Consider the following 26690-nt stretch of genomic DNA (forward strand, 5'->3'; position numbering starts at 1 on the left):
CCTGCTGAAGTTAAATTGTATGGTTAAATTAGACCGGTCGTCTAGGTTTGTGTAGAAAAAAAAGCCCCTTGTTCGTACCGATCAGTGAAAACAAGCGAACAGCGCGCAGTGTGAATTCGCGCATTCCTCATTATTGCTTGCTGACTTGGAGTAAGCGTTCGGTCTGTTGCATTGCCAATTGCAGTGGCTGCAAGTCGCGCCTGACCTTGGTCAGCACCGATGCTCCCACCCACAGACTGTACAGTACTTCGGCCAGTTCGGCTGCCGGCACCGCAGCGTTGATGCTTTGCTCGCGCTGTGCGGCATCAATGGCAGTGGCAATGTGCCGAGTAATCGCTTGCATGCCGGCTGCCAGTGCGCTACGCATCGGTTCTGACAGGTCAGCCACTTCGGCGGCCAGTTTGACGGCCAAGCAAAGCTTATGACAATCACTGCCACTGGCCAGTTCCAGCCAATTATTGAAGTAAGCCAGCAAACGCTCGCGTGCAGTCAGTGTTTGATCGGCGAAGAGTGCCGTGATTTCTTCTTGATACTGGGTAAAATATCGCTCAAGCAATGCCACACCGAAGCCTTCTTTGGAGGCAAAGTAGTGGTAGAACGAGCCTTTAGGGACTGCTGCGGCGTTGAGAATCTCACTTAAACCGAGTGCGCTGAAGCCACGGCCGGCAATCAGCGCTTCGCCGGTCGCCAAGATGCGTTCGCGCGTGTCATGATGCGGTGAGCGGTGATCAAGTTTAGTCATGTCGACGATGATAGTAGACCAGTCGTCTTATGTCAAGGCTGGCGCGCGCTGATGTACCTGCCTGACATCGGCCTGTAGAAAAAAGAGCAACAAGCCTCCCCTTTGTAATTCTGTTTGTGAGAGAATCAAACGTTGCTCATCTGAATAAAAGTAGTTCAGCCGCAAAAGCCGCCCTGATCAATCACCGTATCTGTTCTTCTTACTGATAAAAACACTATGTTTCGCTGGCTTTTCCTGAACCAGAATGCCCCTGTCGGAGAGAACAACTGGAAGTTGGGTGTCTTACGCATCATTTTGCTGTCGGCTTTGCTGCTCGACTGCGGTATTGCTATCGTCCAGAGTATGTCGGCTGAGAGCACGCAAGAAACCGGCAATCGGATTTTTCTCGCCGGCTTGATCGTTACCAAATTATTGGCGCTGCTGATTTGCTCAGCTGCACCACGTCGCGCGGCTATGTTGATGTTGGCAGGCATTTACGGCGGTGCGGCAGCGATTCTCAGCTCGGTTGCTGATATGCAATTAGCCATGCTGGCCTTTCCTTACATCTATGCCGCGCCCTTGCTGGCGCGCTTGTTTTTCGGTCAAGCTTCCGTGCTGTCTTTGATGTTTGCCAATACATTCGCATTTCTATTGTTGCTGACCGGTATGATGCCGGCTTGGTTCGGGGTGCCGCTCACATTGAGCGGCTATGGCCAACTGGTGATGGCGAGCTTGATCTTTTTGTTTTTCAATCTCCTCATGCCGCTGGTCGTGTCGCGGGTCTTGCTGGCATTTGAAGAATCGTTCGAGCAATTGCAGCAGAGTAATAGAGCACTCAATGTCAGCTATACCCAATATCAGGAAGTGTTTGAAAATGCCGGTACGGCCTTGTTGCTGACCGATGCCTTCGGGCAGATTTTACAAGCCAACCATCAGGCTAATCTTTTGCTCGGCCGGCATCCTGATGCCGAAGATGATTTGGCCTTGTTCAGTTGGTTGTCGGCGGAAAACAATCATCGCCGCAAAAATGATCAGCTCGACGACTCGCTCACTTTGCCGCTGTCGGCTTATCGCACGCGCGATGGGCGGATGGTGGCGATGGATAACATCTCGCGCACCTCCTCGGATCATTGGATTGTCGCTTTGCGCGATGTCTCAAATTTGCAGAAAATGCAAACGGCGCTGCAACTGAGTTTGGAACGTGAAGACTATCTCAACAGCCATGATGCGCTGACCAATTTGCCTAACCGTGAAATGCTGCGTCAGTATTTGCAAACCGTCTTGACTAAGCAAGATCCCAATAACATCAATGTGACGGCGCTGGTGTCGTTTCGCGTCAATAGTATTCGTCATGCCAATCAACAGTTTGGTGCGCATACCGGCGATGTGATGCTGCGTCGCTTCGCTGACGAGTTGAGCTTGGTCTTGCCGAAAAACTGTTTTTGCGCGCGTTTGCGCAGCATTGTCTTGTCCTTTGTGGTCGATCAATTCCGCACCCCCGGCGACATCATCGATTATGTGGATCAGTTGCGTCAGGTTTTACCTAAGGAATTGGAAGTCAACGGTGAAATTCTGGTGGTCCAGTTTTCTGCCGGGATTGCCGTTATCCGCGCCGAAGACAGTAACCCCGACGAATTGATACGACGCAGCGAGGTCGCGCTCGATGGCGCGCGTCGTGCCAGCGATCAGAGCGTCACCTTGTTTGATGAAGGCAATGCACAGCAGCTGCGTCGCACCATCGACATCGACGTTGGCATAGCCAATGGCTTGAAACAGAATGAATTCGCCTTGTATTACCAACCCAAGGTGGCGCACGATGGCAGTGTCGGCGGTGTCGAGGCTTTACTCCGCTGGCGATCTGCCGCCATGGGTAGGATCTCGCCGGCCGAGTTCATCCCGATTGCCGAACGTTCCGGTTTGATACACCAGCTCAGTAATTTCGTCATTGAACAGGCGTGTACACAGATTCGCTGCTGGCTCGATGAATTCGGTACTAGCCCAGTGGTCGCGGTGAATCTGGCGGTCAATGATATTGCCCGCCTCGATTTGCTGGAATTGATAGAGGCCAGTTGCGCGCGTCATCATGTTGAACCGCGCTTTTTGGAATTCGAAATCACCGAGACCGGCTTGATTGCCAATGAAAAGCTGTCGATACATCACTTGAACGGTTTGAAAAATCGCGGGTTTGGTATTGCCATTGACGATTTCGGTACCGGCTATTCTTCTTTGTCCAAACTCAGCCACTTCCCGGCGCACACGGTAAAAATCGACCGTTCCTTCGTGGCGCAAATCGGCTACAACCGCAAGAGCGAGATGATAATTAAGGCGATTGTCTCCTTGGCCGACATTTTATCGTGCTCGACGGTGGCCGAAGGGGTAGAAAACGAGAGCCAGGAAGCCTTCCTGAAAGATGTAGGCTGTGAGTTTTTTCAGGGCTATTACTACTATCGTCCGCTCGATGTCGCGGCGATGAATACATTGTTGCGCGACGCTTACGTGAGCAAACAAGTGCTGCTGCAAACTTCCTGAGCGCGCGCGGCAGCAGCGCGGGTATGTGGCCTGACGATAAATTTTCCCGGCCAATTTTTCTATTCTGAACGCTTTTTGCGCTTTTGGGAATGGAAACATATTCTTCACATATTTCCTCGACACACCTCCCTAAATTCATCTACACTCAAGTTGTAGTGCGACGATGCGTCGGTCCGGCGTTCGGCGCTATGGTGTCTGTGTATTCACTTGCTTAATCACGGAGGTCGGGATGAACATCTTTGACAACTACGCCGCTCGTTACGATAAAACGCGCGAAGAAGTCTACTCAATGCAAGAGTATCTGGAGCTGTGTAAAAAAGACCGGCTCGCGTATGCCAGTGCGTCCGAGCGTATGCTCGTCGCCATCGGCGAAGCAGAACTGGTCGACACCCGACATGATCCCAGACTGTCGCGCATTTTTTCCAATAAAGTCATTAAAATTTATCCGGCTTTCCGTGAGTTTTACGGTATGGAAGAAGTCATAGAACAAGTCGTTTCTTATTTTCGCCATGCCGCACAAGGTCTGGAAGAGCGCAAACAAATCATTTATTTACTCGGGCCAGTTGGCGGTGGCAAATCGTCGATCGCGGAAAAACTCAAAGCGCTGATGGAAAAAATTCCGTTTTACAGCATCCAAGGTTCCCCCGTCAATGAGTCACCGCTGGGCCTGTTTTCTGAAGAAGAAGACGGTGCCTTGTTGGAAGAAGATTTCGGTATTCCACGCCGTTACTTACGCGGTATCCCCAGCCCTTGGGCCGTGAAACGTCTGCACGAATTTAATGGCGATATCAATCGTTTCCGCGTGGTGCGACGTTATCCCTCGGTGCTCAAGCAGGTGGCCGTATCGAAAACCGAACCCGGTGATGAAAACAATCAAGACATTTCTTCCTTGGTCGGTAAAGTCGATATCCGTAAACTGGAAGACTTTGCCCAAGATGATCCCGATGCCTACAGCTACTCGGGCGGATTATGTTTAGCCAATCAAGGCTTGATGGAATTCGTGGAAATGTTCAAGGCACCGATCAAGGTCTTGCATCCTTTGCTGACGGCTACTCAAGAAGGCAATTTCAAAGGGACCGAAGGTTTTGGTGCGATTCCCTTCGAAGGCATCATCTTGGCGCACTCGAACGAATCGGAATGGAAAACCTTCAAAAACAATAAAAACAACGAGGCATTTTTAGATCGTATTTACATCGTCAAGGTGCCGTATTGCCTGCGCGTTAGTGATGAAATAAAAATTTACGACAAACTGGTGCGCACCTCCTCGCTGACAGCCGCCCCTTGCGCGCCCGGGACCCTGAAAATGATGGCGCAATTTGCCATCTTATCGCGGCTGAAAGAACCGGAAAATTCCAGCATCTACAGCAAAATGCTGGTGTATGACGGCGAAAACCTCAAAGACACCGATCCGAAAGCCAAGTCGCATCAAGAGTATGCCGATTACGCCGGGGTCGATGAAGGTATGAATGGGCTGTCGACGCGCTTCGCTTTTAAAATTTTGTCGAAGGTATTTAATTTCGATAATACCGAGGTCGCGGCTAACCCGGTACATTTACTGTATGTGCTGGAGCAGCAAATCGAGCGTGAGCAATTCGCTCCTGAAGTGGAACAAAAATACGTCTCGTATATCAAAGAATATCTGGCGCAGCGTTACGCCGAATTCATCGGCAAAGAAATTCAGACAGCGTATTTGGAAAGTTATTCTGAATACGGCCAGAATATTTTCGACCGCTACGTGACCTTTGCCGATTTCTGGATACAAGATCAGGAATTTCGTGATCCCGATACCGGTGAAAGTTTCAACCGCGATGCGCTGAATAACGAATTGGAGAAAATTGAAAAGCCGGCCGGCATCTCCAACCCTAAAGATTTTCGCAATGAAATTGTCAACTTCGTATTGCGCGCGCGAGCACAGAATGCCGGAAAAAATCCGGCTTGGACCAGCTATGAAAAACTGCGCACCGTGATTGAAAAGAAAATGTTTTCCAATACCGAAGAGTTATTGCCGGTCATTTCTTTCAACGCCAAAGCCAGCAGTGATGATGCCAACAAGCACCAGGAATTTGTCGACCGCATGATCAGTAAGGGCTATACCGCCAAACAGGTCAGGCTGCTGTGCGAATGGTATCTGCGGGTGAGGAAGTCATCATGACCTGAGTTCGGGTGGCGCGACAAGTCGCGCCAATCAGCGCACGGAAAACGGGAGGCCATCTTGGTTCATTTGATAGACCGACGTATTCAAGGAAAGAACAAATCTGCGCCCAATCGCGAACGGTTTTTGCGTCGTTATAAAGAGCAGATTAAAGGTGCCGTCGCACGTGCGGTCAAAGGACGTTCGATCACCGACATCGACAGCGGAGAAAATATTGCGATTCCGGTAAAAGATGTCAGTGAGCCGAATTTCGGCCACGCCCACGGCGGCATCTGGGAAGCGGTACATCCAGGTAATGAGCAATATCAGAAAGGGGACCAAATCGCCCGTCCCAAAGGCGATGGCAGTGGCAAAGGACAGGGCGGCAACAGCGATGACCCGGCCGAAGACGATTTTGTGTTCCAACTCAGTCGTGAAGAATTTCTCAATTACTTCTTCGAAGATTTGGCCTTGCCAAATATGCTCAAAACCCAACTCACTTCGACCACGGATTTCAAGAGTCGACGGGCCGGTTATAAAACCTCCGGCAGCGCCGCCAGTTTGCATGTGCTGCGCTCGCTGCGTGGAGCCATGGGGCGGCGGATTGCCATGGGTGGAAAATCGCAGCGTCGTTTGCACTTGGCCGAAGGCGAATTACAAGAATTACTGGCCGCCGGTGTGCCTGAGGAGGCGCTGACAGTGTTGGCTTTACGGCATGAAATCCAGCATTTGCGCACGCGTTTGTTGGCGATTCCTTTCCTCGATCCACTCGATTTACGCTATAGCAACCGGGTAAAAATTCCCCAACCGGCCAGCCAGTGCGTGATGTTTTGCTTGCTCGATGTATCCGGTTCTATGGATGAGCAGAAAAAAGATACGGCCAAACGATTTTTTATTTTGCTGTACCTGTTTTTAACTCGCGCGTATGAAAAAATCGAAGTCGTTTTCATTCGCCATCATACGACCGCGCTGGAAGTCGACGAGGAAGCGTTTTTCCATTCGCGTGAATCAGGTGGCACCATCGTCTCTTCGGCGCTCAAGCTGTTGACCGACACAATACGCCAGCGCTATACCGCCTCAGATTGGAATGTCTATGTTGCGCAAGCTTCCGATGGTGATAATTGGGACAATGATTCGGTGTTGTGCCGTGAATTGCTGATCAATACGATTATGCCTATGGTGCAATATTATGCCTATGTCGAAATCACTGAGGGCGAGCCGCAAAACCTTTGGCTGGAGTATCAGCGGGTGGCGGCTAGCCATCGTCATTTTGCGATGCAAAAAATCGAAACGGCCGCCGATATTTATCCGGTTTTCAGGGAATTATTCAAAAAGCAGCCGACTTGAGGTCCCCATGAAAAATACACAGCCCGTCCCGCCGGTACGCCATCCGCGTGCCTTGCCGGAACAATCAGAATGGACGTTTGACTTGATCGAGCAAGCGCACGAAGAAATTCGTCGTGTGGCAGAAAACTTCGGACTCGATACCTATCCAAATCAACTCGAAATCATCACCGCTGAACAAATGATGGATGCCTATGCCTCGGTTGGCATGCCGGTGTCGTACAACCATTGGTCATTCGGAAAACATTTTCTGTCTACTGAAAAAAGTTATAAGCGCGGACAAATGGGGCTGGCCTATGAAATTGTGATCAATTCCAATCCCTGTATTTCGTATTTGATGGAAGAAAACAGTTTGACCATGCAAGCTTTGGTGATTGCCCACGCTGCCTATGGCCATAACTCTTTTTTCAAGGGAAATTACCTGTTTCGTACTTGGACCGATGCTGATGCCATCATCGATTACATGGTCTTTGCGAAAAATTATATCGCCCAGTGTGAACAGCGTCACGGCAGCGTAGCGGTTGAGTTAATACTCGATTCTTGTCATGCCTTACAAAATTACGGTGTCGACCGTTACAAACGGCCGGCGCGCATTTCTTTGCTCGAAGAACGCGAGCGCCAAAGCGAGCGCGAAACCTATTTGCAGTCGCAACTCAACGATTTATGGCGCACACTGCCACGCCGTACCGAAGTGATCGCCACCGAAAGTGAGCAACGCTTCCCGCGCGAGCCGCAGGAAAATCTGCTGTATTTCATTGAAAAATATTCCCCACTGTTAGAACCGTGGCAGCGTGAAATCGTCCGTATCATTCGGAAGATTTCCCAGTATTTTTATCCACAACGGCAAACCCAGGTGATGAACGAAGGATGGGCGACGTTCTGGCATTACACGATTTTGCATCAATTGTATGAAGAAGGCATCGTGGGCGACGGTTTTATGATGGAGTTTTTGCAAAGTCATACCAATGTCGTGTTCCAGCCTGCGGTCGGCAGTCGCTATTTCAACGGCATCAACCCGTATGCACTCGGCTTTGCGATGATGCGCGATATTCGCCGTATTTGCGAGCAGCCGACGGCGGAAGACCGTACTTGGTTTCCCGAGATTGCCGGCAGCGATTGGAAGCAAACGCTGCAATTTGCCATGCGCAATTTCAAAGATGAGAGCTTCATCGCCCAGTACCTTTCACCCAAGCTGATACGTGATTTTCATTTCTTTGCCATCCTCGATGACGATAGCAAGGCGCAATTACAGGTGGCGGCGATTCATGATGAAAGCGGCTACCGCACGATACGCCAGCAATTGGCGGCGCAATATAATCTGGGTAACCGTGAACCGGCCATCGAGGTCTGGTCGGTCGATATGCAAGGCGACCGCTCGCTGACCTTGCGCCATCAACAATTTCAGCGTCGCCCATTGAATTCCCAGACCGGTACCATGCTCAAACATGTGGCGCGTCTGTGGGGCTTTGATATTTATCTGGAAACTGTCGATCAACACAACAAATTACTGGCCCGGCAAGAATGTAAATGGGAAAAGCATAGCCGTTAAGGATAGCTTCGGATAGAATTCAGCGGTACCCCTACCATGGAGAGCAGCTATGTTTCTGGACCACCCGAAAATTTCCGCAACCAACAGCGAAACCGAACCGGATCGCATCGATCGCTTGAGCCGCGTCTATGGCTACGCGATAGGCTTGGCCGATATCGATGGCAACGTCGACTGCCTCTCCAAGCTGGCTAAAATCCATGATCACAAAGGCACGCTGATGGTGATTTGGTATACCGCTCCCACGCCTACTGAGAGAAGCTACTTTCTGCGTGCGTGGAAAAGCCGTATCGGTGACGAGTCGGTTCAGGTTGAGCATGCCTTGATGCTCAACGAGGTGGCTCAAGCCGCTGCCGATTCCAGCTTGGCAGCATAAGTCAACAGCCGCACACCGTTGAGCACGACTAACAAACTCGTGCCGGTGTCGGCAAACACAGCCATCCACAGACTGGCGTGACCGCTGAAGGCAAGCACGAAGAACAACAGCTTGACGGCCAGCGCGAAACTGATGTTTTGCCACAAGACGGCATGGGTTTGGCGTGAAATACTGATGAATTCAGGTAATTTCCTCAAGTCATTTTGCATTAACGCAACATCTGCAGTTTCCAAGGCCGTGTCACTGCCGGCCGCCATGGCAAAGCCGATATGGGCGCGTGCCAAGGCTGGCGCATCGTTAATGCCATCGCCTATCATGCCGGTCACTCCTTGTTCTGCCAGCGCGGCGATCGCCGTCAGCTTATCTTCCGGTAACAACTGACTGCGCACATCGCGGATCCCGGCTTGTTGCGAGATTGCTTGCGCGCTTGCGTCATTGTCGCCAGTCAACATCAAGCTGCTGATGCCGAGTTTATGCAAAGCATCGATGGCGCTACGGGTGCTCGTTCTGACTTGGTCGGCAATCGCCAAGATCCCGAGTACCTTGCCGTCGCAACACAGAAAAATCACACTGTTACCTTGCGCTTCCAAGCCTGTGGCAGTCGCCTCCAGCGCCGGCATATCGCTGGCGCTGGCAGACAAGGCGGCGAGCATGGCGCGATTCCCCAATTGATACGATAGTCCCTCGATCACACCTTGTACGCCACGCCCACGACCTTGTTCAAACAAGCTGGCGTGCGTCACTGCGGTAAGCGCAGTTGGGCAAGCTTCAAGCAGCGCCAATGCCAGCGGATGGCTGGAATTGGCATCGAGACTGGCAGCCAATTGGAGCACCTCGGCCTGGCTGAGTGATGACAGGCTGATGCTGCGGCTCAGACGCGGTTTGCCTTCGGTTAAAGTACCGGTTTTATCGAAGGCCAAGTGTTTCAGCAGTCGTCCTTGCTCCAGAAATAAACCGCCTTTGACGACAATACCGCGCCGCGCCGCCAATGCCAAGCCGCTGACCACCGTGACCGGGGTAGAAATCACCAAGGCACACGGGCAGGCAATCACCAGCAAGACCAGAGCTTGATACAGGCTGTCATGCCAATTGTGGCCCAGCAGCAGTGGTGGCAGTATCGCTGTCAGCAGCGCGATCACGAACACCAGCGGCGTGTAGATGGAGGCAAAGCGATCGACGAAACTTTGCATCGGCGCGCGTTGGCTCTGGGCTTCTTGGACGGAGTGTGCGATGCGCGCGAGCATGGTGGCGCCGGCGGCGGCGCTCACGCGTATTTGCAAAGCGCCGGTTTGATTCAGACTGCCGGCATACACAGTATCACCACGGTTTTTTTCCACCGGCATACTTTCACCGGTGATGGCGGCTTGGTTGACGCTGGAGCGACCATCTTCGATCACGCCATCAAGCGCGATGCGGTCACCTGGACGGCATAATAACAAGGCACCGAGCGCGATGTGCTCAGTCGCTTGGGCCAGCCAACTACCATCGGCTTGCGCCACCAGCGCCGTTTCCGGTGTTTGATCGAGTAAGCCGCTGATGGCGTCGCGGGCGCGGCTCAGACTGGCGGCTTCGAGTGTCTCGGCAACAGCAAACAGACAAATCACCATCGCCGCTTCCGGCCACTGACCGATCGCGCAGGCACCGATCACAGCGGCAGTCATGAGTAAATGGATATTGAGAGTGAAATGGCGTAAAGCAATCCAGCCTTTTTTCAATGTTGGTAAGCCGCAAATCAGAATGGCACTAATGCTCAACAGCGCCACCAGCCAAGAAGTCTCAGCGCCGCTGATCCATGCGCTGATTTCAGCGGCAGCGGCGGCCAGCGCACCGATCGCCAGGCGGCGGTAGGGATGCGCCGGCGCTGCCGCAACCGGTGCGCTGGCGTGTTCGCCCAGCACGCTGCCATGCATGCCGATGGCGTGCAATTTGGCATGAATTTCAGCCACATCCTGGGCTTCATGGTGCACCGTGAGAATGCGGTTGAGTAAATCGAAATCGAGCCCGAGCACGCGTGGCAGGCTGCCGAGACTGCGCCGTATCAAGGCTTCCTCGGTAGGACAATCCATCGCACTGATATGCAAGCGCAGACGCTCAGCATGGGCTGGGATGGCTGTTGCTGCGCGCGCTGGGCCAGGTTCGTCGGTGCGCGCGTGATCGTGGGAGTGCCCGTGAGCGTGGCTGTGCGCAGCGCCGGTATCGACTGCCTGACTGTGCGTATGTCCGCAGCAAATAGTTTTCTCTGTCATGATAGCTCTCAATACGATAAGGTAAATCCAGTGTAAACCGCGTAGCCACTACAGGGTCAAGCGATATACTGAGTTTTTTTTGAGCAGTCTTACCAGGAGCAATCATGCGCATCAGTGAACTGGCCAATGCCACCGGGGTCGACCTCGAAACCATACGCTACTATGAAAAACAAGAATTGTTGCCGGCCCCCGAGCGCGAAGACAATGGTTATCGCAACTATACCGCCGCGCATTTGGAACGGCTATCCTTCATTCGCCATTGCCGTGCGCTCGATATACCGTTGGCCGATGTGCGCAGACTGGTCGGATTCATGCTGCGACCGGCCGAAGATTGTGGCGATATCAATGCCCTCGTCGATCAGCAAATCGTGCGCGTTAAAGCACGGCTGAAAAGCATGCGGGCCCTGGAGAAACAATTGAGCCAGTTACGCGCCCGTTGTGACGACCGCCACCAAGGCAAGCAGTGCGGCATCTTGCATGAATTGGTGGCAGCCGCACATGGCGAGGCCTGTGCCTGCCATGCCGATGCCAGTAAATAGGATAGCTCAGCCCCGGTTCAGAGGTAGTTCGCTGATCAGGTCAGAAATACCGGCCCAGCCTATCGAAATACCGATACACAGCAAGATGAATGCCGATAAACGCAATACCACGGTGGCACCGATGTCGCCGAGAAAGCGTTCCATATTGCGTGCAAAGCGATAGCATAGATACACTACTAAGGTTGTCAACAATACCCCGATGGCCGAGGCAATGCCGGTGACCAGCCAATCTACCGGCTTGTGCGGCATTTGCGCACCGAGCGCGACCGCGGCCGCTATCGTGCCCGGGCCGACGGTGAGCGGAAAGCTGAAGGGATAAAAGCTGCGCGTGCGCAATTCTTCGCGGCTCCAACTGCCACCATGCGTGGCGGCGACTGAATTGAGCAATTTATCCTGACTTTGATCATTCAACAGCTTCCAGCCAGCCATACTGACCACGATGCCACCCGCCACCCGCACGATGGGAATGGAAATGCCGAAAAAATCGAGCACATACGAGCCGATGAAGATAGCACCGAGCAAAAGAAAAAAACAATTGAGGGCAATTCGTTTCGCCAGTCGGTTCGCCAACTGCGGTTCGATCGGCCCGGTCATGGAAAGAAAAATCGGCGCGATCGCGATAGGATTGAGAATAGGTAATACCGTCACAGGTACCACGACAAGGGCTTTGAAAAACACGGTCAGTGCAATGCTCATGGTAGCTCCGAAAAAATCATGTGTGCGATTATAAAGTCCGCGGTCCTGGAACGGCGAAAAACTTCATGCTCGTTGGCAGAGTCCCTGCGACCTCCCATGCTCTCGTCTCATCATTCCCGCGCAGGTAGAAATGACGACTTGGGCGGCTGGGTGGAGATTCAATTGACCTGAATGTGGGTAATGATCAGTCTAAGGCATGCGGTATTTTTAGATATAAAAAAACCTCTGCCAGGCTTTTGCGACAGCCTCTTTCTGCGTAAGCAGCAGCCCTCAGGCTAAGGTGGGGGAGGACGTCAAGTACATGTCGCTGGCAGCGTGATCAGCAGATTTTTTGAGAAAATTCTTACAAGAAAAACAGAATTTTCTGATGCACTGCTGCGCGGAAAAAAAACTAAGATTATTATCTCGGGAAAATGTCTTTTATCGCCTTCCCGAGTTCCGATGATTTTTTTTCAGAAAGCGATTCATGTCTCCCGTTTCTCCCTTTTCTCCCGCCCGTCTCCTCAGTGTTTTTTCCAACACACCCGCGCGCCAACAGCGCACATCCTTGGCCGCTGCCCAAGCTTCGCAGAGCGAAGTGCAGTGCGCTGCTGCGGCCAAGCCGACCAGTCAAGGTCGGCGCTCTTTGCTGAGTAGGCTCAATTTCCGTGGCGCATCAAAGCAGGCCTCAGCGTGTACCTACAAACCGGCTAAATTATACTCGATTGATAGGAGTGGATCCTCCTACTATGTAGCTGATCAAATGCGTCAAGGGCGGCCTACCGGTCAGCAAGCTGGGCTGATCAATATTTGTTTATCCATGACGGAGCATGAGCAAAAAGGACAAATCGACCGATTGCAAAGCTACTTCGCAGCACGCACGCCGGTACGGCATGAAAATGTGATGACGCTGCAAAGCGCACACTTCAAAGCCCCGGCAACGCTATTGGATGGTCCAGCGTTTGAAGTCATCACCGAGGCCAGTGTCCGCTACCCGCTCAATCTCTTATTCCAAACGCCCCAGCCGATAGAATCGGTGCAAGCGCTGATCAAAGGCATGGCGAGCGGATTAGCGCATCTGCATGAAAATGGGAATGTGCATAATCATGTTCAGGGCGCTACCGTGTTTCTTGATTGTGATGGCGAGAATTTTGTCGACGCGACGCCGAAAATCGGCGCTTCTTTTGAGCATGTTTTTGAACTTCCCCACGAAGCGGGCCTCGAGTCCGAGCGCGCCTCCATGGTGCCACCCGAACTATGCATCAACCAAACCGGTAGCAAGCCGAATGCCGACAGTTGGGCCTTAGGCAGTTTGACACTGCTGTTGGCCAGCGGAAAGCCCTTGGAATACGAATACGAGGGAGGCATTGGTCCGATCCAGAGCTTTGCATTAACCGAACATATCCAACTCCAAGGCGGAAAACCGCATATCCCAGCCAACTTACCACGTGAATTGCGCGAGTTCGTCGCACTCTGTCATCTTGATGCAGAGCATAGACCGAGCGCCGCCGATTTGCTTAAAACTGAGTTTTTGACGCAGCCCAGCGCGCTTCCCTAAGGATACCCTTGCTGCATACCGCCGACATCACGGGTACATCTACCTGTTGATGTGGCTGTTCAACAGACTTGCCGTTCAGCGCTGCCCCCCCGGTGTTGCGGGCGGCATTTTGTCTTTGCCGACGGCAGCAGCGGTGTTGTCGTGAGCTTTGATGTTATGCTTACCATACTGATTTTTTCTCCCCGCAACCGTTTTTCAGCCAATAAAGCGACCCTTCATGATCATTACTCCCACTCTGCCACGCTGGTCCCTGCTGGTTCCCGTGTTGTGCTGGGTGGCGCTGGCCGGAGTACTCGGCAACTTCGGCGCATTCTACCCGCTGGTCCTGACACTGGCTTTGTTCGGTGGCGTCTTGACGGCCGTCTATCATGCCGAAATCGTCGCATATAAAATCGGTGAACCGTTCGGCACCTTGTTGCTGGCGCTGGCCGTCACCTTGATTGAAGTCGCCCTGATCGTCTCGCTCATGTTGGCCGGCGGCGAAGTGACGGCTGGTTTGGCGCGTGACACCGTGTTTGCCGCCATCATGGTCATTCTGACTGGCATCATCGGTCTGTGCTTGCTCTTCGGTGGAATTCGCCACGGCGAGCAAAGCTTCGGCCTGCAAGGTGCCAGTACCGCGCTGGCCACCTTGGCCGCCTTGGCCGTGCTGACCTTGGTATTACCAAATTTCACATCCAGCGTTTCCGGTCCGCATTACAGTCAGGGCCAGTTGGCATTCATCGCCGTCGTTTCCTTGGCCTTGTATGGCACCTTCGTGCTGGTGCAAACCGTGCGGCATCGCGATTATTTTTTACCCGAAGTAGAGGCCAACGACGAAGCCATCCATGCGCCGGCACCGTCGACGCGCATGGCTTGGAGCAGCGCCGGCTTACTCATCGTTTGTTTGGTGGTGGTGGTCTTGTTAGCCAAAGCGCTGGCACCCTCGCTGGAAGCGGCCGTGGCTGCTGCCGGTGCTCCTAAGGCCTTGGTCGGCATCATCATCGCAATTATTGTGTTGTTGCCGGAAGGAATAGCTGCCCTCAGCGCCGCACGTGCCAATCGCTTACAGACCAGTATCAATCTTGCACTCGGCTCAGCACTGGCGAGTATAGGGTTGACGATACCGGTGGTGGCAGTGATTTCTTTACTGACCGGCTGGCAACTGAGCCTGGGGATAGATCAAAAATCGACGGTCTTATTGTTATTGTCTTTGTTCGTGACCACGATTTCTCTCGGCACCGGTCGCACCACAATCATGCAGGGCACGATACATTTGGTGATCTTTGCGGTGTATTTGTTCACCACAGTGATTCCTTAAAAAACGACAGAAGGGTGTTCATCGCTGCGGAATTTACCGTTATGATGATGCTTTCACGAGTTGAAACGGCCGCACACGCGGGTGCCGACTTGGCGGGAACGGGCTTTGCTTCTACCACAGCCTTGCTTCTTGCTTCTTACTCGGCCGCGTCGCGTCAGCACGCATGAACATGCATTAGAAAAAAAAGGATAAATCTTGAGACTACCATCGTTTTTTCAACAATTAGGTCGCACCAAACCGGTCGAAGCCCATGATTTGCTCAGCGACGAAGCAGCGGCACAGCAACTCGGACTACATCGCACGCTAGGCTTATTCCAACTGACCATGATTGGGGTCGGCGCCACCATCGGCACCGGGATTTTTTTCACCATGGTCGAAGCGGTTCCCAAAGCCGGTCCCTCGGTGGTCTTATCGTTTCTGATCGCCGCCATGACTGCCGGTTTGACCGCCTTGTGCTATTCCGAATTGGCAGCGCGCATTCCCGCTTCCGGTTCGTCTTACTCGTTTGCCTATGCTACCGTCGGTGAGTTCGCCGCCTTTGTCGTGGCCGGCTGCCTGTTGTTGGAATATGGCTTAGCCGCAAGCGCGACGGCGATAGGCTGGTCTGCTTATCTCAATAATTTTCTCGAAAATGCCATAGGCTGGCATATCCCGGAAATGCTGCGAACGCCGATGATTATTGCCGGCGCACACGGATTGGAAATTCATCCCAGTCAATTTAATTTCCCACCTATGGTGCTGGTCGCCATCTGTTGTTTTTTGCTGTTGCGTGGTGCCAAAGAGTCCGCCACCGTGAATGCCGTGATGGTCATGATTAAACTGGTGATACTGACATTTTTTGTTGTCATCGCCTTTTCCGGTTTTCATCTCGAACATTTCACGCCATTTTTTAATACCGATAATACCCATGGTTTGGCCGGTATGGCCGGTGTCACGGCAGCGGCCGGTACGGTGTTCTTTTCCTTCATCGGACTCGACACAGTGGCCACTGCCGGTGCCGAAGTGAAAGATCCGAAACGCAATGTTCCGCTCGGCATTATGGCGGCTCTACTGATCGTCACCGTTTTTTACCTGTTTGTTGCGGTAGCGGCTGTCGGTGCGCAACCGGCTGCCTTATTTGCCGGACAAGAAGCCGGGCTGGCGGTGATTTTGCAGAACGTTACAGGCAAAGGCTGGCCAGCCTTGATTTTATCGGCCGGTGCGGTGATTTCTGTGTTCAGCGTCACCCTAGTGACGATTTACGGACAGAGTCGCATCTTGTACGCGATCAGTAAAGATGGCTTGATCCCGGCCTCGTTTCAGGTCGTCAATCCACGCACGCGCGCGCCGGTCATCAACACGGTGCTGGTGTCGCTGGTGGTTGCTTGTGTGGCTGGGCTGATCGATGCCACCTTCCTCTGGGATATGGTCAGCATGGGTACCTTGGTCGCTTTCATTGTGGTTTCCTGCGCCATCCCGGTTATCCGGCATAAACGTATCGGCCATGGCAGTGCCGGCTTTCGCGTGCCTTTCGGTCCTTACTTGATACCGGGGCTCAGTATTGCGGCCTGCCTGTATATCTTAAAAGACTTGTCTACTCTGACATTTCAAGTGTTTTTCATCTGGATGGCCGTCGCCATCGCCATTTACTTTCTCTACAGCAAACGGCATTCGCGTTTGAACAAGAGCGTGGTGTGATGCTGCTTAGCTTGAAATATTTTCAATGAAAAAGGACATCTCTGCATGAAACGAATCATCACCATCACTGCGCTGCTCTTGCTGGGTGCTGCAAGTGCGCAGGCGGAGACCATCGGTGCCGTCGATACTGCCTTCAAATTGATCGGTCCCGACCATAAAGTAGTGATTGAAGCGTATGACGACCCCAAGGTCAATGGCGTGACCTGTTACGTGTCGCGTGCCAAAACCGGTGGCATCAGCGGCGGGCTAGGCTTGGCTGAAGACAAGGCCGATGCGGCTATCGCTTGCTGTCAGGTTGGACCGATCAGCTTCGTCGGGACGGTCAAGCAACAAGAGGAAGTGTTCAATCAAAGTTTGTCCATCTTGTTTAAAAAACTCCGGATTGTTCGTTTTGTCGATCAAAAACGCAATACCTTGGTGTATTTGACCTACTCCGACAAAATCATCGATGGTTCACCGAAAAACAGCGTTACGGCCGTGCCGGTCGAGCGCAGTGTGAGGATCCCACTTAAGTAAGTTGCCGCTCGCGGTTTGTTCCATGGGGGAAGAAATTGTTCCCTAGCGCAACTAATCCGTTAGAATGGCAGACCTTCCTGACGCTTCCAGCCTTGATTCGTTAACATGACCTCATCCAGACCTACTCCCATGACCAACGAACTCTCGGTTGATGCCTTGATCAAGACGATACGGATACCGGCGCGCCCGAGTTTGTTGCTCGATGTGCAGACCGAATTGGCCAGCCGGGAACCCGATCCGCGGCGGTTGGCCGCGATGATTGCCAACGACGTTGCCATGTCAGCATCCTTGCTCAAACTAAGTAATTCTTCCCTGTTCGGCTTGCGCCTTAAAGCTACGTCGGTTGAGCATGCCGTGAGTCTGTTAGGCATGCGTCAATGCGGCTTGCTGATGACTGGCATCATTGCGCGTCAAGCGATACAGATTGAGAGAGTGCCTCTGGCGCAGTTTTGGGATGAATCATCGAAACGGGCCTTGGCGATGTCGCATCTGGCGCAGCATTGGCGTGTCTGCTCGCCCGATCTGGCCCATACTTACGGGTTATTTTGCGACATCGGCATTCCCTTGCTGCTGGAGCGTTTTCCCGATTATCAGCAAACCCTGGTGCTGGCCCAGCAACAATGGGAATCGCCATTCACCGCGGTAGAGCAAGTGCGTCACCACACCAGCCATACCTCGATCGGGGCCTTGATGGCGCGTACTTGGGCCTTGCCAGAAGATATTTCGATGGCGATTTTACTGCATCACGATTACCGCGTGCTGACCGATCTCAGCACCAGCGAAACGGTGCGCACCTTAGTTGCGCTCTCGCTGCTGGCCGATTACGCGATCCACCTCTACCGCGCGCAAGAGCCGTTGGCAGAGTGGGAAAAAGGCGGTAGCCTGGCCTGTGAATTTCTGGGTGTCGGCCATGATGATATCGATGACCGCTTCGAAGAAATCCACGAATTATTCAACCACGCCCATCATTGAGCAGTACGGCTTAGGGTAACTTACTCAGCAACACTTCGATCATCGCCGCAGTTTGCGCATCAGCAATACCATCAAAGTTTGCCGGACGGTATTTGCTCTGGAACGCGATCAAAACATTTCTCGTCGCCTCATCCAATACCCCATCTTGCTTGATGGTATAACCGATTTTAGCCAGTTTTTGCTGAAACCACAGCGTCGTCGGTAGTTCTTGTTCGAAAGCAACCTGCCGAATCGCTACCTCGTCCGGATATGGCCAAGGAATCAGACCGGCGTCGGCAAGTTGCTTCCAAGGAAACAGTGGTCCCGGATCAGACTTGCGCTGTGGCGCGATATCGGAATGACCGAGTATGTATTGGGGACGAATTTTATAGCGAGTCGAGATGCTTTTGACCAAGGCAATCACTTGATCGATCTGCGCTTGCGGAAACGGATAGTAAACCCGACCAGTTGGGGTATCCTGATAACCAAGGTTGACGATTTCTATGCCGATGGAACTGGCGTTGAGACGGCTGTAGCCTTTCCATTCGCTCAGACCGGCATGATAGGCCATGCGATTTTCATCGACCAGTTGCCAGACTTTGAGTGGATTTTCATTGCCAACCAGATAGTGGGCGCTGACTTCTTGTTGGCTTAATACCCGCAGCGAGGCGGCTTGATCGAGTGCAGTGTAATGCAGAATCAGAAATTGTACGCGGTCTTCTTGCCCGCGCGCAGCAATGCTGGCATCGGGACGAATGATGGTACTGCAGGCGCTGAGCAGGGTGGCCAGCAAAGTGAGTAAAAGAATTTTTTTCATAAGGCTTTCAAATGTTGGGCGGCCAAGCGTGCCGCAGAAAAGTGCGCCTGACAAATACTTTGCCGCAGACTGATATCATCAGCCAAATGCGCGCGCATCGATTCTACAATAATCGGATGCAATTCTTGCACTCTGCCACTCAATACCATTGGTCGTTTGCCGAAGCGGCGGCATAAAGCCATGCCCAAACGCGCCAACTCGACACCGGCACGCTGCAAAATATCGAGCGCGACCGGATCCGTGTGCGCTGCGGCGGCCACCGCCAGTGCCAAGGTGCCGATTTCGCCGCGGCCACGATGGTAAATGAAGTCGCGCGAGGCATTCCAATCGCTGCTGCCGATCAAATGGAACAGCGCTTGCGCCAATGGCGAATGCCGCCATTGCTCTGGTGCTTCATCTTCCAGTCGCCAAATATGCCGCATCGCTTCGCGTGCGATCCAGAAACCGCTGCCACCATCGTCGAGCAGATAGCCGCGGCCACCGGCACGATGAAATTCACCGGCTTCATCGATGAAGGCGGCGATCGAACCGGTACCGGCGTAGATCAGGTAACCGGCACCGGCTTTGAAACTATCAAGATAAGCAATTTCGATATCATTGCTCAGACGGATAGAGCTCTTCGGTAAGCCCAAGGTCTTGGCCAGCATGTCATGCAATTGCTGGCTGTGAATATCATCTCCCAAACCGGTAATGCCGGCGCGGACCGTTTGCAAGATTCCATGGCTACGTGCGGTATCGGCCAAGCACGATAAAACTTGATGAAACGCTTGCTTGCCATCGTGATTGCTTAATTGCAAGGCACTGAGGCCAGCCGCGGTGCCGCTGGCGATAATTTCTTCAGCGTCATTGGCCAGGGCCCAGCGCGTCTGCGTGCCGCCAGTATCTATGCCCAAGGCCAGTACAGGCACGCTGACAGGCGAGGAGGGAGGTGTATTCATAAAAAATTTTCTTGGAAAAAAACAGGCATTGCCAAATATACTTGCATCGCATGATAATGCGCTTCGATTATGATACAGCGTGGTCGTAGGGAAAGGCCTTCTGCCTTGGTACATTCCGCGTAAAGCAATGAAAAAAATTGACTATTATCAACAATATAGCCCACTGACAGGCCCCTGTCATGGGTAAACAACTGCACTTGGATGTAGTACCAGCCGAAGCGGCGCACAGCACTTCGGCATGGACTTGGATCGCCTCGCTCTACTTTGCCCAAGGTATGCCCTACATCGTCGTCATGACGCTGTCGGTGATTCTGTATAAGAACCTTGGTGTCGACAATACCGCCATCGCCCTCTACACGAGCTGGCTGTATTTGCCGTTTGTGATCAAACCCTTGTGGTCGCCGCTGGTGGAACTGCTCAGTACCAAACGACACTGGATCTGCAGCATGGAGTTGCTGATCGGTGCCGTGTTTGCACTGGTCGCCTTGACGATGCCGCTGGCCTGGTATTTTCAAGCCAGCCTGGCGCTGTTTTGGTTGCTGGCCTTCAGTGCCGCGACCCACGACATCAGTGTCGATGGTTTTTACATGCTGGCGCTGGAGCCGCATGAACAGGCGCGCTATGTCGGGGTACGCAGCATGTTTTACCGCATCTCCATGCTCACCGGGCAGGGCGCTTTAGTCTATCTGGCTGGCACGGTCGCCGAGCACAGTGGCAGCGTGACTTTGGCTTGGAGTTTGGTGTTCATCGTGCTCGCGGCACTATTCATCGGCTTGGCTGTGTGGCATCGCCATGCATTGCCGCGACCTCAGAGTGATCGGCCAGCTCTGGCCGGCCCCCACATGCTGGCAGAGTTTTTGCTGGTATTCCGGAAATTTATGGAAAAAAAACAAGTATGGAGCATGCTGGCCTTCTTACTGTTCTATCGTTTCGGTGAAGCCCAGTTACTGAAAATGGCCGCTCCTTTTTTACTCGATAGCCGTGCCGTTGGCGGTCTCGGTTTATCCACCCAAGCCGTCGGCATTATCTACGGCAGCATAGGTATGCTGGCGCTGAGCCTCGGTGGCTTGCTGGGTGGCTTGGCGATTGCCGCCTACGGTTTGAAAGCCTGCCTGTGGCCGATGGCATTGGCCATCAATCTGCCCCACCTGGCCTATGTGTATCTGGCGTTGGCGCAGCCCGATAAGCTATTGCTGATCGGCAGTGCAGTTGCTATTGAGCAGTTCGGCTACGGCTTTGGTTTTGCCGCCTATATTTTGTACATGATCATGGTTTCTGACGGTGAACATAAAACCGCCCATTATGCGATTTGCACCGGCTTCATGGCCATGAGCATGATGTTGCCCGGTATGTACAGTGGCTATTTGCAAGAGGCGCTAGGCTATGCCCATTTTTTCGTCTGGATTTGTTTGGCGGCAGTGCCCACCTTCATCGTGACGGCGCTGATACGCGTCGCCCCCGCCTTCGGTAAGAAAGCCCCATGAATCACACTCACCCCCAGCATGGCCAGCGTGAGCTTGGCAAGCCTTTGCGCTCTGGCCGCAAGTTGCTCGGCCTGGCAGGCATCATTTTTTGTTTACTGCTAACAGTCGCTCACGCCAGCGCAGCGGAAAAAATTCTGCGTGTCTTATTAACCACTCCCGAGGGCGTGCTGGATCCGGCCGTTGCGACCGATGTGACGACCGTGAGCTTGAATGAAAATATTTTCGAAGCGCCGCTCAGCTACGAATACTTGGCGCGCCCGCTCAAACTCCAAGCCAATACCGCGCAAGCGATGCCGGAAATCAGCGCTGATGGCAAAACCTATATATTGCGTTTCCGCTCAGGTATACATTTTACGCCCGACCCGGTATTTCAAGGCCGTCCGCGCGAATTGACCGCCGCCGATTATGCTTACAGCCTACGACGACTGTATGACCCAAGCTTGAAATCGCCGTGGCTATTCATGTTTGAAGGAAAACTGGTTGGCGACGAGAAATGGCGCGCCAAGCAATTTGTGAACGGCAAAAAATTTGCTAATGCGCCCGACATCGCCGGTATTCAAGTGCTTGACCGGTATACCTTGCAACTGCGTTTGAATGCGCCAGACAGCAATTTTTTATATATCTTGGCAACCAATGCCGTGTCCGCCTTGGCACGTGAAGTGGTGGAGCAATATGGCAGCGATGTCGGCAATCATCCAGTCGGTACCGGTCCGTATCGTCTCAGTGAATGGCAGCGCAGTTATCGTTTGGTATTACAGGCCAATCCTGATTATCGCCGCGTGGTGTTTGCTGAAACGGCAGCCCCTGGCGATACGCTCAAGCAAGCCATCGCCACCGATCTGGCAGGTAAAACCTTGCCGCGTATTCAACAAATTCGCATTTCCATTGTTGAAGAACCACAAACGCGCGTACTCAGCTTCCTCGAAGGGCAATTTGACTACCTCGAACAAGTGCCGCCTTTGCTGTCCGACATGGTCATGAAACAAGGAAAATTATTACCTCGAGTGCAGCAGCAAGGTATACGGCTGGCCTTGTTTCCCACCTTGCAGACCTATTACATGTGGATGAACATGGAAGACCCTGTGATCGGCGGATACACAGCGGAAAAAATTGCCCTGCGCCGTGCGATCGCGCTCAGCTATGACAGTCAACAAGATATCGAATTGTCAGAGAAAGGCTTAGCGCTTGCCGCGCAATCGCCGCTGCCACCGAACGTGCTCGGCTATGATGCCGGCTTTCGCAGTCCGCTGCGGCATGATCTGGTGTTGGCCAATGCCTTGCTTGACCACTTCGGTTACACGCGCGCAGCCGATCATTATCGCCGTCTGCCCGATGGCCGCCCCTTGGAATTGCTCATGCATACGCAAGCCAGTACCACCGGTCGCCTGCGTGACGAAGTCTGGCGCAAAAATTTCTCGGCACTCGGCCTGCGGGTACGCTTCAAATCTGACAAAATGTCCGAAATTCTGCGCGCGGCACGCTTGGGTAAAGTGCAAATGACCGAAGCGAATTGGATTGCCGACTTCCCGGACGGAGAAAATTTCTATCAACTTTTATATGGTGGAAATATCGGGCGGGCCAATTATGCGCACTTCAATTTACCGGCGTTTAATCAGCGCTATGAACAAGCGGCTAAAATGAGTGACACGCCAGAACGCCGTGAACTGTATCGGCAGATGGCGTTACTGGTGCACGGCTACAATCCTTGGGTGCTGCGCCTGCATCCCTTGTCGGCCGATTTGACACAGCCATGGTTAAAAAATTACCTGCGCCACCCGGTCAACTTTACCGCCTGGCGCTATCTCGAGCTCGACCCTGTCACCGTACCACCGCCAACTGCCTCAACAACGCGCTAAGGCCTCGTCGAGGCAGCGTTCTAATGCGGCCAGCGCCGCCTCGCTGCCTCTGAAACCACGCTGCACGCAGAGATCGAAGTCATGGCACGCCGCCACTACCTGCGTCTGCCTCAGCATGGCAAAGGCGCCGCGCAAGGAGTGCAATTCCGCCTTGATGCTGCTCGCTTCACGCGTCGCGACGGCAGCCCGGATCGTCGTCAGCGAAGATTGTGTGGTTTGGTACAAGGCCTGGCGCAATTCTACGCTCAAACTCTGCGCTGCCGGCGTATACGCCAGTTTGAAATCGCCGCGCGCACGCGCGCTGAGTGCCGCCGTGACGACGCGCTCAAGTTGCTCCAAACTCACAGGCTTCAACAAGATTTCATCAATCCCGGCTTGTTTGCAGCGTTGGTGCTCTTCCACCGAGGCTTCGGCGGTGATGGCGATGATGGGCAAGGTCGCGCCTTGCTTACGTAAGATCTCCGCAAAGGTATAGCCATTCATGCCGGGCATGCCGAGGTCGGTCAGTACGACATCGTAGTTGTTTTGATTGAAAAGAATCAAGGCATTGACGGCCGAATCGCTCGCCGTGATATGGTAGCCGAGCACGGTCAGTTGTTCTTCAATCAGCATCAGATTCACCGGATGGTCCTCTACCACCAGCACCCGCACGCCATCCCAAACCGGCTTGGCCGCGTTAGGCAGCGCCGCCAGTAGCGCCGACGACTGCTTGTTGTGCATGGCGCTGGCAATATCAATGAGGCTAGCCTGTAAGGCTAGCAATGCGTAGCATGACAGCAAGGTGTGGCGGGTCCCATGAATTGCCGTGCGCGGGCCATTTTCTGTCAATTCCAGTAACCAGCCAGTGGACGAGTGCAGTGATGGCATGCGTGCTTCCGCTGCGCGGGAATCGGTTCCTACGCGCACCAGTAAAGCATTTTTTTCCTGTACTTGATCGGGATGAGACAGCAGCGTGACATGGATATTCCAAGCCGTGAAATGCGGGAGTAAAGCGGCTTGCCAAGTGCGCTGCGGGCACCATAGCTGCAGCCGAGCGGGTAAGCCGAGCGGCAGCGCCGGCCAGTGGGCTGCCACGAGCAGTGGCATACTGACCGTAAAGCTGCTGCCGCGCCCCTCTTCACTGTCGAGCACAATGTTGCCACCCATTAAGTCGATCACACGCTTGCACAAAGCCAGCCCCAAACCAGTACCGCCGTAAAGCCGGGTCGTTGAGCTGTCAGCTTGGATGAATGGTGCAAATAATTGCTGTTGCCGCGCTGGGTTGATACCGAGACCGGTATCGCTGACTTGCAATACTAAGTGTGGTTCACGATAACTGAGTGTGACGCTGATGGCACCATGGTCGGTGAATTTGATGGCGTTACTCAAAAGATTGAGCAGAATTTGTCGCAGCCGGGTCGGGTCGCCGGCATAGCATGGGGGAGTAGTCGGTGTGACGGTGAAAAATAAAGACAAGTTTTTTTCCTGGGCCAAGTACACAAAATCTGCCAGCGCTTGCTCGACCAAACTGATGGCATTGAAGTGAATATTTTCCAAAAACATTTGCCCTGATTCAACTTTGGAAAAATCCAGAATATCGTTGAGAATTGCCAGCAAACTACGCGACGAGGCGACCACCCGTTCGACCCTATCCTGTTGTAATTGATTCAAACTGGAATGAGATAAAAGTTCCAAGTTGCCGAGTATGCTATTGAGTGGCGTGCGAATTTCATGACTCATGGTCGCCAAAAAAACCGATTTGGCATGGTTGGCCGCATCGGCCGCCATCTTGGCTTCCTGTAATTTTTGTTCCAAGCGTTTGCGAATCGTAATATCGACGTAATGGCACAATAACACTTCCTGTGCTTGGAAGCGGCTATTGACTAAATTGACCAATAAATGCCGCTCATCGCCGTCGCTCATGGTCAAGCTCATATCATACGCATCAACCGGTGCTCTCGGGTTATCCGTTTGTTGCGCATACAAGGCCAGCATTTTTTGCGACAGCGGTTGCTCGGTATTTTCATACGCCGCCATCGTGTCATTGTTGAGTAAGACGCTGCCATCGTGCAGGGACAACAGACTGATACCAAATGGTGCCCGCGCGATAATGCTACGGTTCAGTGCTTCACTTTCAAACACGCGTTCCGAACGTTGCAAGATAGGAATAAAAATCCGTCGGTCGAATATAAACACCAAACACCAGAGCAAGGCGATCAGCGCCGCGGCACCGCTGGTATAGGCCAGCATACTGAATAGCTTTGCTTCAAGTATGGTGCGCCACGAATAAGCATACGCAAAAATCCAACCAGTCCCGCCCAGCGGCTCACTGATGGTGAACATACCATCATGGTAAAAAAATGCAGAGGAATCGAGATTCTGTAACCAACTGTCTGACTGCAGCACGCGCTCAGTCAGGCCTGGGTCGGAGGCTTGCTTGAACCAAGTGCTGAACAGCAACTCGCGTTGCGGACCGATGAGCATGAAATTGCCATCATAAGGCGTTTGATGCAGTTGCTTGAAAATAATACTTCCAGGAAAATTCCTGACGATGACCGCGAATGGCGAGCGGTCTTTGAATGCCGCTTGTACCAGTTTGAAACTATCTATGCCGGAAAAGGGATCGCGTGCCAGCGCTTGCCAAATGATGCGGCGTGATTGTTTTAATTCCGCAGCAACAGTGGGAAGCTCGAGTTCGTCGATGGTCGGCGTGATATCGGCAATCAAGCGACGCAGCTGTATTGGTGTCTGAGCAATGGCGGATGCGCTCGTCGGTGGCGGTGGGAAAATCGACAAAAAGCTACGGTCCAAATTGAAAAAATACCCTGATACGCGACGTGGATCGGCACTTGAATTGGCGGAATTTTCGTAACTGAGAATTTCACTCACTGCGCACATGGCTGCATAGTGTTGCGCCGCATTCGCGTGATTGGTGTCGGCAAGCAATAGTTGCGGATTGATTTTACCCATGCCACCAATGCGCAGCATGCCACCGTGCTGCACCAGCTTTTCGTTCAAATGATAGACTGATTCTTGCCAATCCTCCCATGGCGTTTCTGCTGCCAATACATCGCTATGCAAGGCGTTTTCTGCTTTCGACACTTCCAGTAATAACAGTGTTCTGTGCGTCAGGTAAACACTTTCGCCTTCGGCAATATAATTTTGTATGCTCGAGGTGATGGCCAGCACATAGGCTACCAGAATGGCGATGGTCAGTAGCGTACTGCCGCCGAATAAAAAACGGCGTTGATAGACGCTGAGATTTTGAATGTCGTTGCTTAGTTTCAATTCACTCATAGTAGATCGCTGATTGTTGCTGATATAAGGCCGAACTGCTTCGACATCACGTAATTGCATTTCAGTAATTTCATTTCATTAATCGGATTGAATCAATTAATGTTTGGCGTTTATTCAAGTATACATTGAATAAAACGGGGCTAACACATAGCCTGATTCCAAACGGTGCACAGAAATTTTTTTAAAAAAAATAAGTAAATAAAAAAATGC

At 52.7% G+C, this 26690-nt stretch carries 19 protein-coding genes; 13 read left to right on the forward strand and 6 right to left on the reverse strand.

Annotated features, from left to right (window positions below):
* Positions 1–130: 130 nt before the first annotated feature.
* Positions 131–742 carry a TetR/AcrR family transcriptional regulator gene (locus RHM61_RS10060; RefSeq protein ID WP_322250971.1) on the reverse strand — a complete coding sequence of 204 codons (612 nt, stop codon included), beginning with the start codon at positions 740–742 and terminating at the stop codon, positions 131–133.
* Between the two features lie 216 nt (positions 743–958).
* Here RHM61_RS10060 and RHM61_RS10065 point away from each other — a divergent pair, with 216 nt between their 5' ends.
* The 5 genes from RHM61_RS10065 to RHM61_RS10085 all read left to right on the forward strand — a co-directional run bounded on the left by RHM61_RS10065 (position 959) and on the right by RHM61_RS10085 (position 8647).
* Positions 959–3250, forward strand: a complete 2292-nt coding sequence (locus RHM61_RS10065; protein WP_322250972.1) for a putative bifunctional diguanylate cyclase/phosphodiesterase — start codon at positions 959–961, stop codon at positions 3248–3250.
* Positions 3251–3479: 229 nt separating this feature from the next.
* Complete coding sequence (locus tag RHM61_RS10070; protein ID WP_322250973.1) at positions 3480–5402, forward strand: PrkA family serine protein kinase; 1923 nt, start codon at positions 3480–3482, stop codon at positions 5400–5402.
* Positions 5403–5462: 60 nt separating this feature from the next.
* Complete coding sequence (locus RHM61_RS10075; protein ID WP_322250974.1) at positions 5463–6728, forward strand: YeaH/YhbH family protein; 1266 nt, start codon at positions 5463–5465, stop codon at positions 6726–6728.
* A gap of 7 nt (positions 6729–6735) precedes the next feature.
* Positions 6736–8274, forward strand: coding sequence for a SpoVR family protein (locus RHM61_RS10080; protein ID WP_322250975.1), 1539 nt, complete (start codon positions 6736–6738; stop codon positions 8272–8274).
* A 49-nt stretch (positions 8275–8323) separates the two neighbouring features.
* On the forward strand, positions 8324–8647 hold the full coding sequence (locus RHM61_RS10085; RefSeq protein ID WP_322250976.1) for a hypothetical protein: 324 nt from the start codon (positions 8324–8326) through the stop codon (positions 8645–8647).
* On the opposite strand, the gene RHM61_RS10090 is transcribed toward RHM61_RS10085, so the two are convergent.
* Positions 8614–10893 (reverse strand): heavy metal translocating P-type ATPase, encoded by a 2280-nt coding sequence (locus tag RHM61_RS10090; protein WP_322250977.1) that lies wholly within the window; start codon positions 10891–10893, stop codon positions 8614–8616. The genes RHM61_RS10085 and RHM61_RS10090 overlap by 34 nt on opposite strands.
* 104 nt (positions 10894–10997) lie before the next feature.
* Here RHM61_RS10090 and cadR point away from each other — a divergent pair, with 104 nt between their 5' ends.
* The gene (gene cadR / locus RHM61_RS10095; protein WP_322250978.1) at positions 10998–11432 is read left to right on the forward strand and encodes a Cd(II)/Pb(II)-responsive transcriptional regulator; all 435 of its coding nucleotides are present in this window, start codon (positions 10998–11000) and stop codon (positions 11430–11432) included.
* Between the two features lie 6 nt (positions 11433–11438).
* Here the strand turns inward: cadR and RHM61_RS10100 are convergent, their stop codons facing one another.
* Positions 11439–12128, reverse strand: coding sequence for a MarC family protein (locus RHM61_RS10100; RefSeq protein WP_322250979.1), 690 nt, complete (start codon positions 12126–12128; stop codon positions 11439–11441).
* 466 nt (positions 12129–12594) lie between these two features.
* Here RHM61_RS10100 and RHM61_RS10105 point away from each other — a divergent pair, with 466 nt between their 5' ends.
* From RHM61_RS10105 to RHM61_RS10125, 5 genes are all read left to right on the forward strand, one after another.
* Positions 12595–13665: a protein kinase domain-containing protein gene (locus RHM61_RS10105; protein ID WP_322250980.1), complete on the forward strand. Its 1071-nt coding sequence runs from the start codon at positions 12595–12597 to the stop codon at positions 13663–13665.
* Positions 13666–13882: 217 nt separating this feature from the next.
* Positions 13883–14965, forward strand: a complete 1083-nt coding sequence (locus tag RHM61_RS10110) for an ionic transporter y4hA (RefSeq protein ID WP_322250981.1) — start codon at positions 13883–13885, stop codon at positions 14963–14965.
* A 195-nt stretch (positions 14966–15160) separates the two neighbouring features.
* Positions 15161–16642 carry an APC family permease gene (locus tag RHM61_RS10115; protein ID WP_416200226.1) on the forward strand — a complete coding sequence of 494 codons (1482 nt, stop codon included), beginning with the start codon at positions 15161–15163 and terminating at the stop codon, positions 16640–16642.
* Between the two features lie 45 nt (positions 16643–16687).
* The gene (locus RHM61_RS10120; RefSeq protein WP_322250982.1) at positions 16688–17158 is read left to right on the forward strand and encodes a CreA family protein; all 471 of its coding nucleotides are present in this window, start codon (positions 16688–16690) and stop codon (positions 17156–17158) included.
* 129 nt (positions 17159–17287) lie between these two features.
* Positions 17288–18130, forward strand: coding sequence for an HDOD domain-containing protein (locus RHM61_RS10125; RefSeq protein WP_322250983.1), 843 nt, complete (start codon positions 17288–17290; stop codon positions 18128–18130).
* Positions 18131–18140: 10 nt separating this feature from the next.
* On the opposite strand, the gene RHM61_RS10130 is transcribed toward RHM61_RS10125, so the two are convergent.
* A complete protein-coding gene (locus tag RHM61_RS10130) occupies positions 18141–18926 on the reverse strand; it encodes an N-acetylmuramoyl-L-alanine amidase (protein WP_322250984.1) in 786 nt (261 codons plus the stop codon).
* Positions 18923–19864 carry an N-acetylglucosamine kinase gene (locus tag RHM61_RS10135; RefSeq protein WP_322250985.1) on the reverse strand — a complete coding sequence of 314 codons (942 nt, stop codon included), beginning with the start codon at positions 19862–19864 and terminating at the stop codon, positions 18923–18925. The genes RHM61_RS10130 and RHM61_RS10135 overlap by 4 nt, the downstream gene beginning before the upstream one ends.
* A 179-nt stretch (positions 19865–20043) precedes the next feature.
* Here RHM61_RS10135 and RHM61_RS10140 point away from each other — a divergent pair, with 179 nt between their 5' ends.
* A complete protein-coding gene (locus tag RHM61_RS10140) occupies positions 20044–21348 on the forward strand; it encodes an MFS transporter (RefSeq protein WP_322250986.1) in 1305 nt (434 codons plus the stop codon).
* Positions 21345–23204, forward strand: coding sequence for an ABC transporter substrate-binding protein (locus RHM61_RS10145; RefSeq protein WP_322250987.1), 1860 nt, complete (start codon positions 21345–21347; stop codon positions 23202–23204). The genes RHM61_RS10140 and RHM61_RS10145 overlap by 4 nt, the downstream gene beginning before the upstream one ends.
* Here RHM61_RS10145 and RHM61_RS10150 read toward each other — a convergent pair.
* Positions 23190–26480, reverse strand: coding sequence for a hybrid sensor histidine kinase/response regulator (locus tag RHM61_RS10150; protein ID WP_322250988.1), 3291 nt, complete (start codon positions 26478–26480; stop codon positions 23190–23192). The two genes, RHM61_RS10145 and RHM61_RS10150, sit on opposite strands and share 15 nt — an antisense overlap.
* Positions 26481–26690 lie beyond the last annotated feature (210 nt).

Source organism: Undibacterium sp. CCC3.4 (genome assembly GCF_034347425.1).
GTDB lineage: Bacteria > Pseudomonadota > Gammaproteobacteria > Burkholderiales > Burkholderiaceae_D > Undibacterium.

What these genes read in the sequence shown, in the direction of transcription:
- RHM61_RS10060 (WP_322250971.1), bottom strand. Translation starts at nt 742, where the DNA reads ATGACTAAACTTGATCACCGCTCACCGCATCATGACACGCGCGAACGC.
- RHM61_RS10065 (WP_322250972.1), top strand. Translation starts at nt 959, where the DNA reads ATGTTTCGCTGGCTTTTCCTGAACCAGAATGCCCCTGTCGGAGAGAAC.
- RHM61_RS10070 (WP_322250973.1), top strand. Translation starts at nt 3,480, where the DNA reads ATGAACATCTTTGACAACTACGCCGCTCGTTACGATAAAACGCGCGAA.
- RHM61_RS10080 (WP_322250975.1), top strand. Translation starts at nt 6,736, where the DNA reads ATGAAAAATACACAGCCCGTCCCGCCGGTACGCCATCCGCGTGCCTTG.
- RHM61_RS10085 (WP_322250976.1), top strand. Translation starts at nt 8,324, where the DNA reads ATGTTTCTGGACCACCCGAAAATTTCCGCAACCAACAGCGAAACCGAA.
- RHM61_RS10090 (WP_322250977.1), bottom strand. Translation starts at nt 10,893, where the DNA reads ATGACAGAGAAAACTATTTGCTGCGGACATACGCACAGTCAGGCAGTC.
- cadR (WP_322250978.1), top strand. Translation starts at nt 10,998, where the DNA reads ATGCGCATCAGTGAACTGGCCAATGCCACCGGGGTCGACCTCGAAACC.
- RHM61_RS10100 (WP_322250979.1), bottom strand. Translation starts at nt 12,128, where the DNA reads ATGAGCATTGCACTGACCGTGTTTTTCAAAGCCCTTGTCGTGGTACCT.
- RHM61_RS10105 (WP_322250980.1), top strand. Translation starts at nt 12,595, where the DNA reads ATGTCTCCCGTTTCTCCCTTTTCTCCCGCCCGTCTCCTCAGTGTTTTT.
- RHM61_RS10110 (WP_322250981.1), top strand. Translation starts at nt 13,883, where the DNA reads ATGATCATTACTCCCACTCTGCCACGCTGGTCCCTGCTGGTTCCCGTG.
- RHM61_RS10120 (WP_322250982.1), top strand. Translation starts at nt 16,688, where the DNA reads ATGAAACGAATCATCACCATCACTGCGCTGCTCTTGCTGGGTGCTGCA.
- RHM61_RS10125 (WP_322250983.1), top strand. Translation starts at nt 17,288, where the DNA reads ATGACCAACGAACTCTCGGTTGATGCCTTGATCAAGACGATACGGATA.
- RHM61_RS10130 (WP_322250984.1), bottom strand. Translation starts at nt 18,926, where the DNA reads ATGAAAAAAATTCTTTTACTCACTTTGCTGGCCACCCTGCTCAGCGCC.
- RHM61_RS10135 (WP_322250985.1), bottom strand. Translation starts at nt 19,864, where the DNA reads ATGAATACACCTCCCTCCTCGCCTGTCAGCGTGCCTGTACTGGCCTTG.
- RHM61_RS10140 (WP_322250986.1), top strand. Translation starts at nt 20,044, where the DNA reads ATGGGTAAACAACTGCACTTGGATGTAGTACCAGCCGAAGCGGCGCAC.
- RHM61_RS10145 (WP_322250987.1), top strand. Translation starts at nt 21,345, where the DNA reads ATGAATCACACTCACCCCCAGCATGGCCAGCGTGAGCTTGGCAAGCCT.
- RHM61_RS10150 (WP_322250988.1), bottom strand. Translation starts at nt 26,480, where the DNA reads ATGAGTGAATTGAAACTAAGCAACGACATTCAAAATCTCAGCGTCTAT.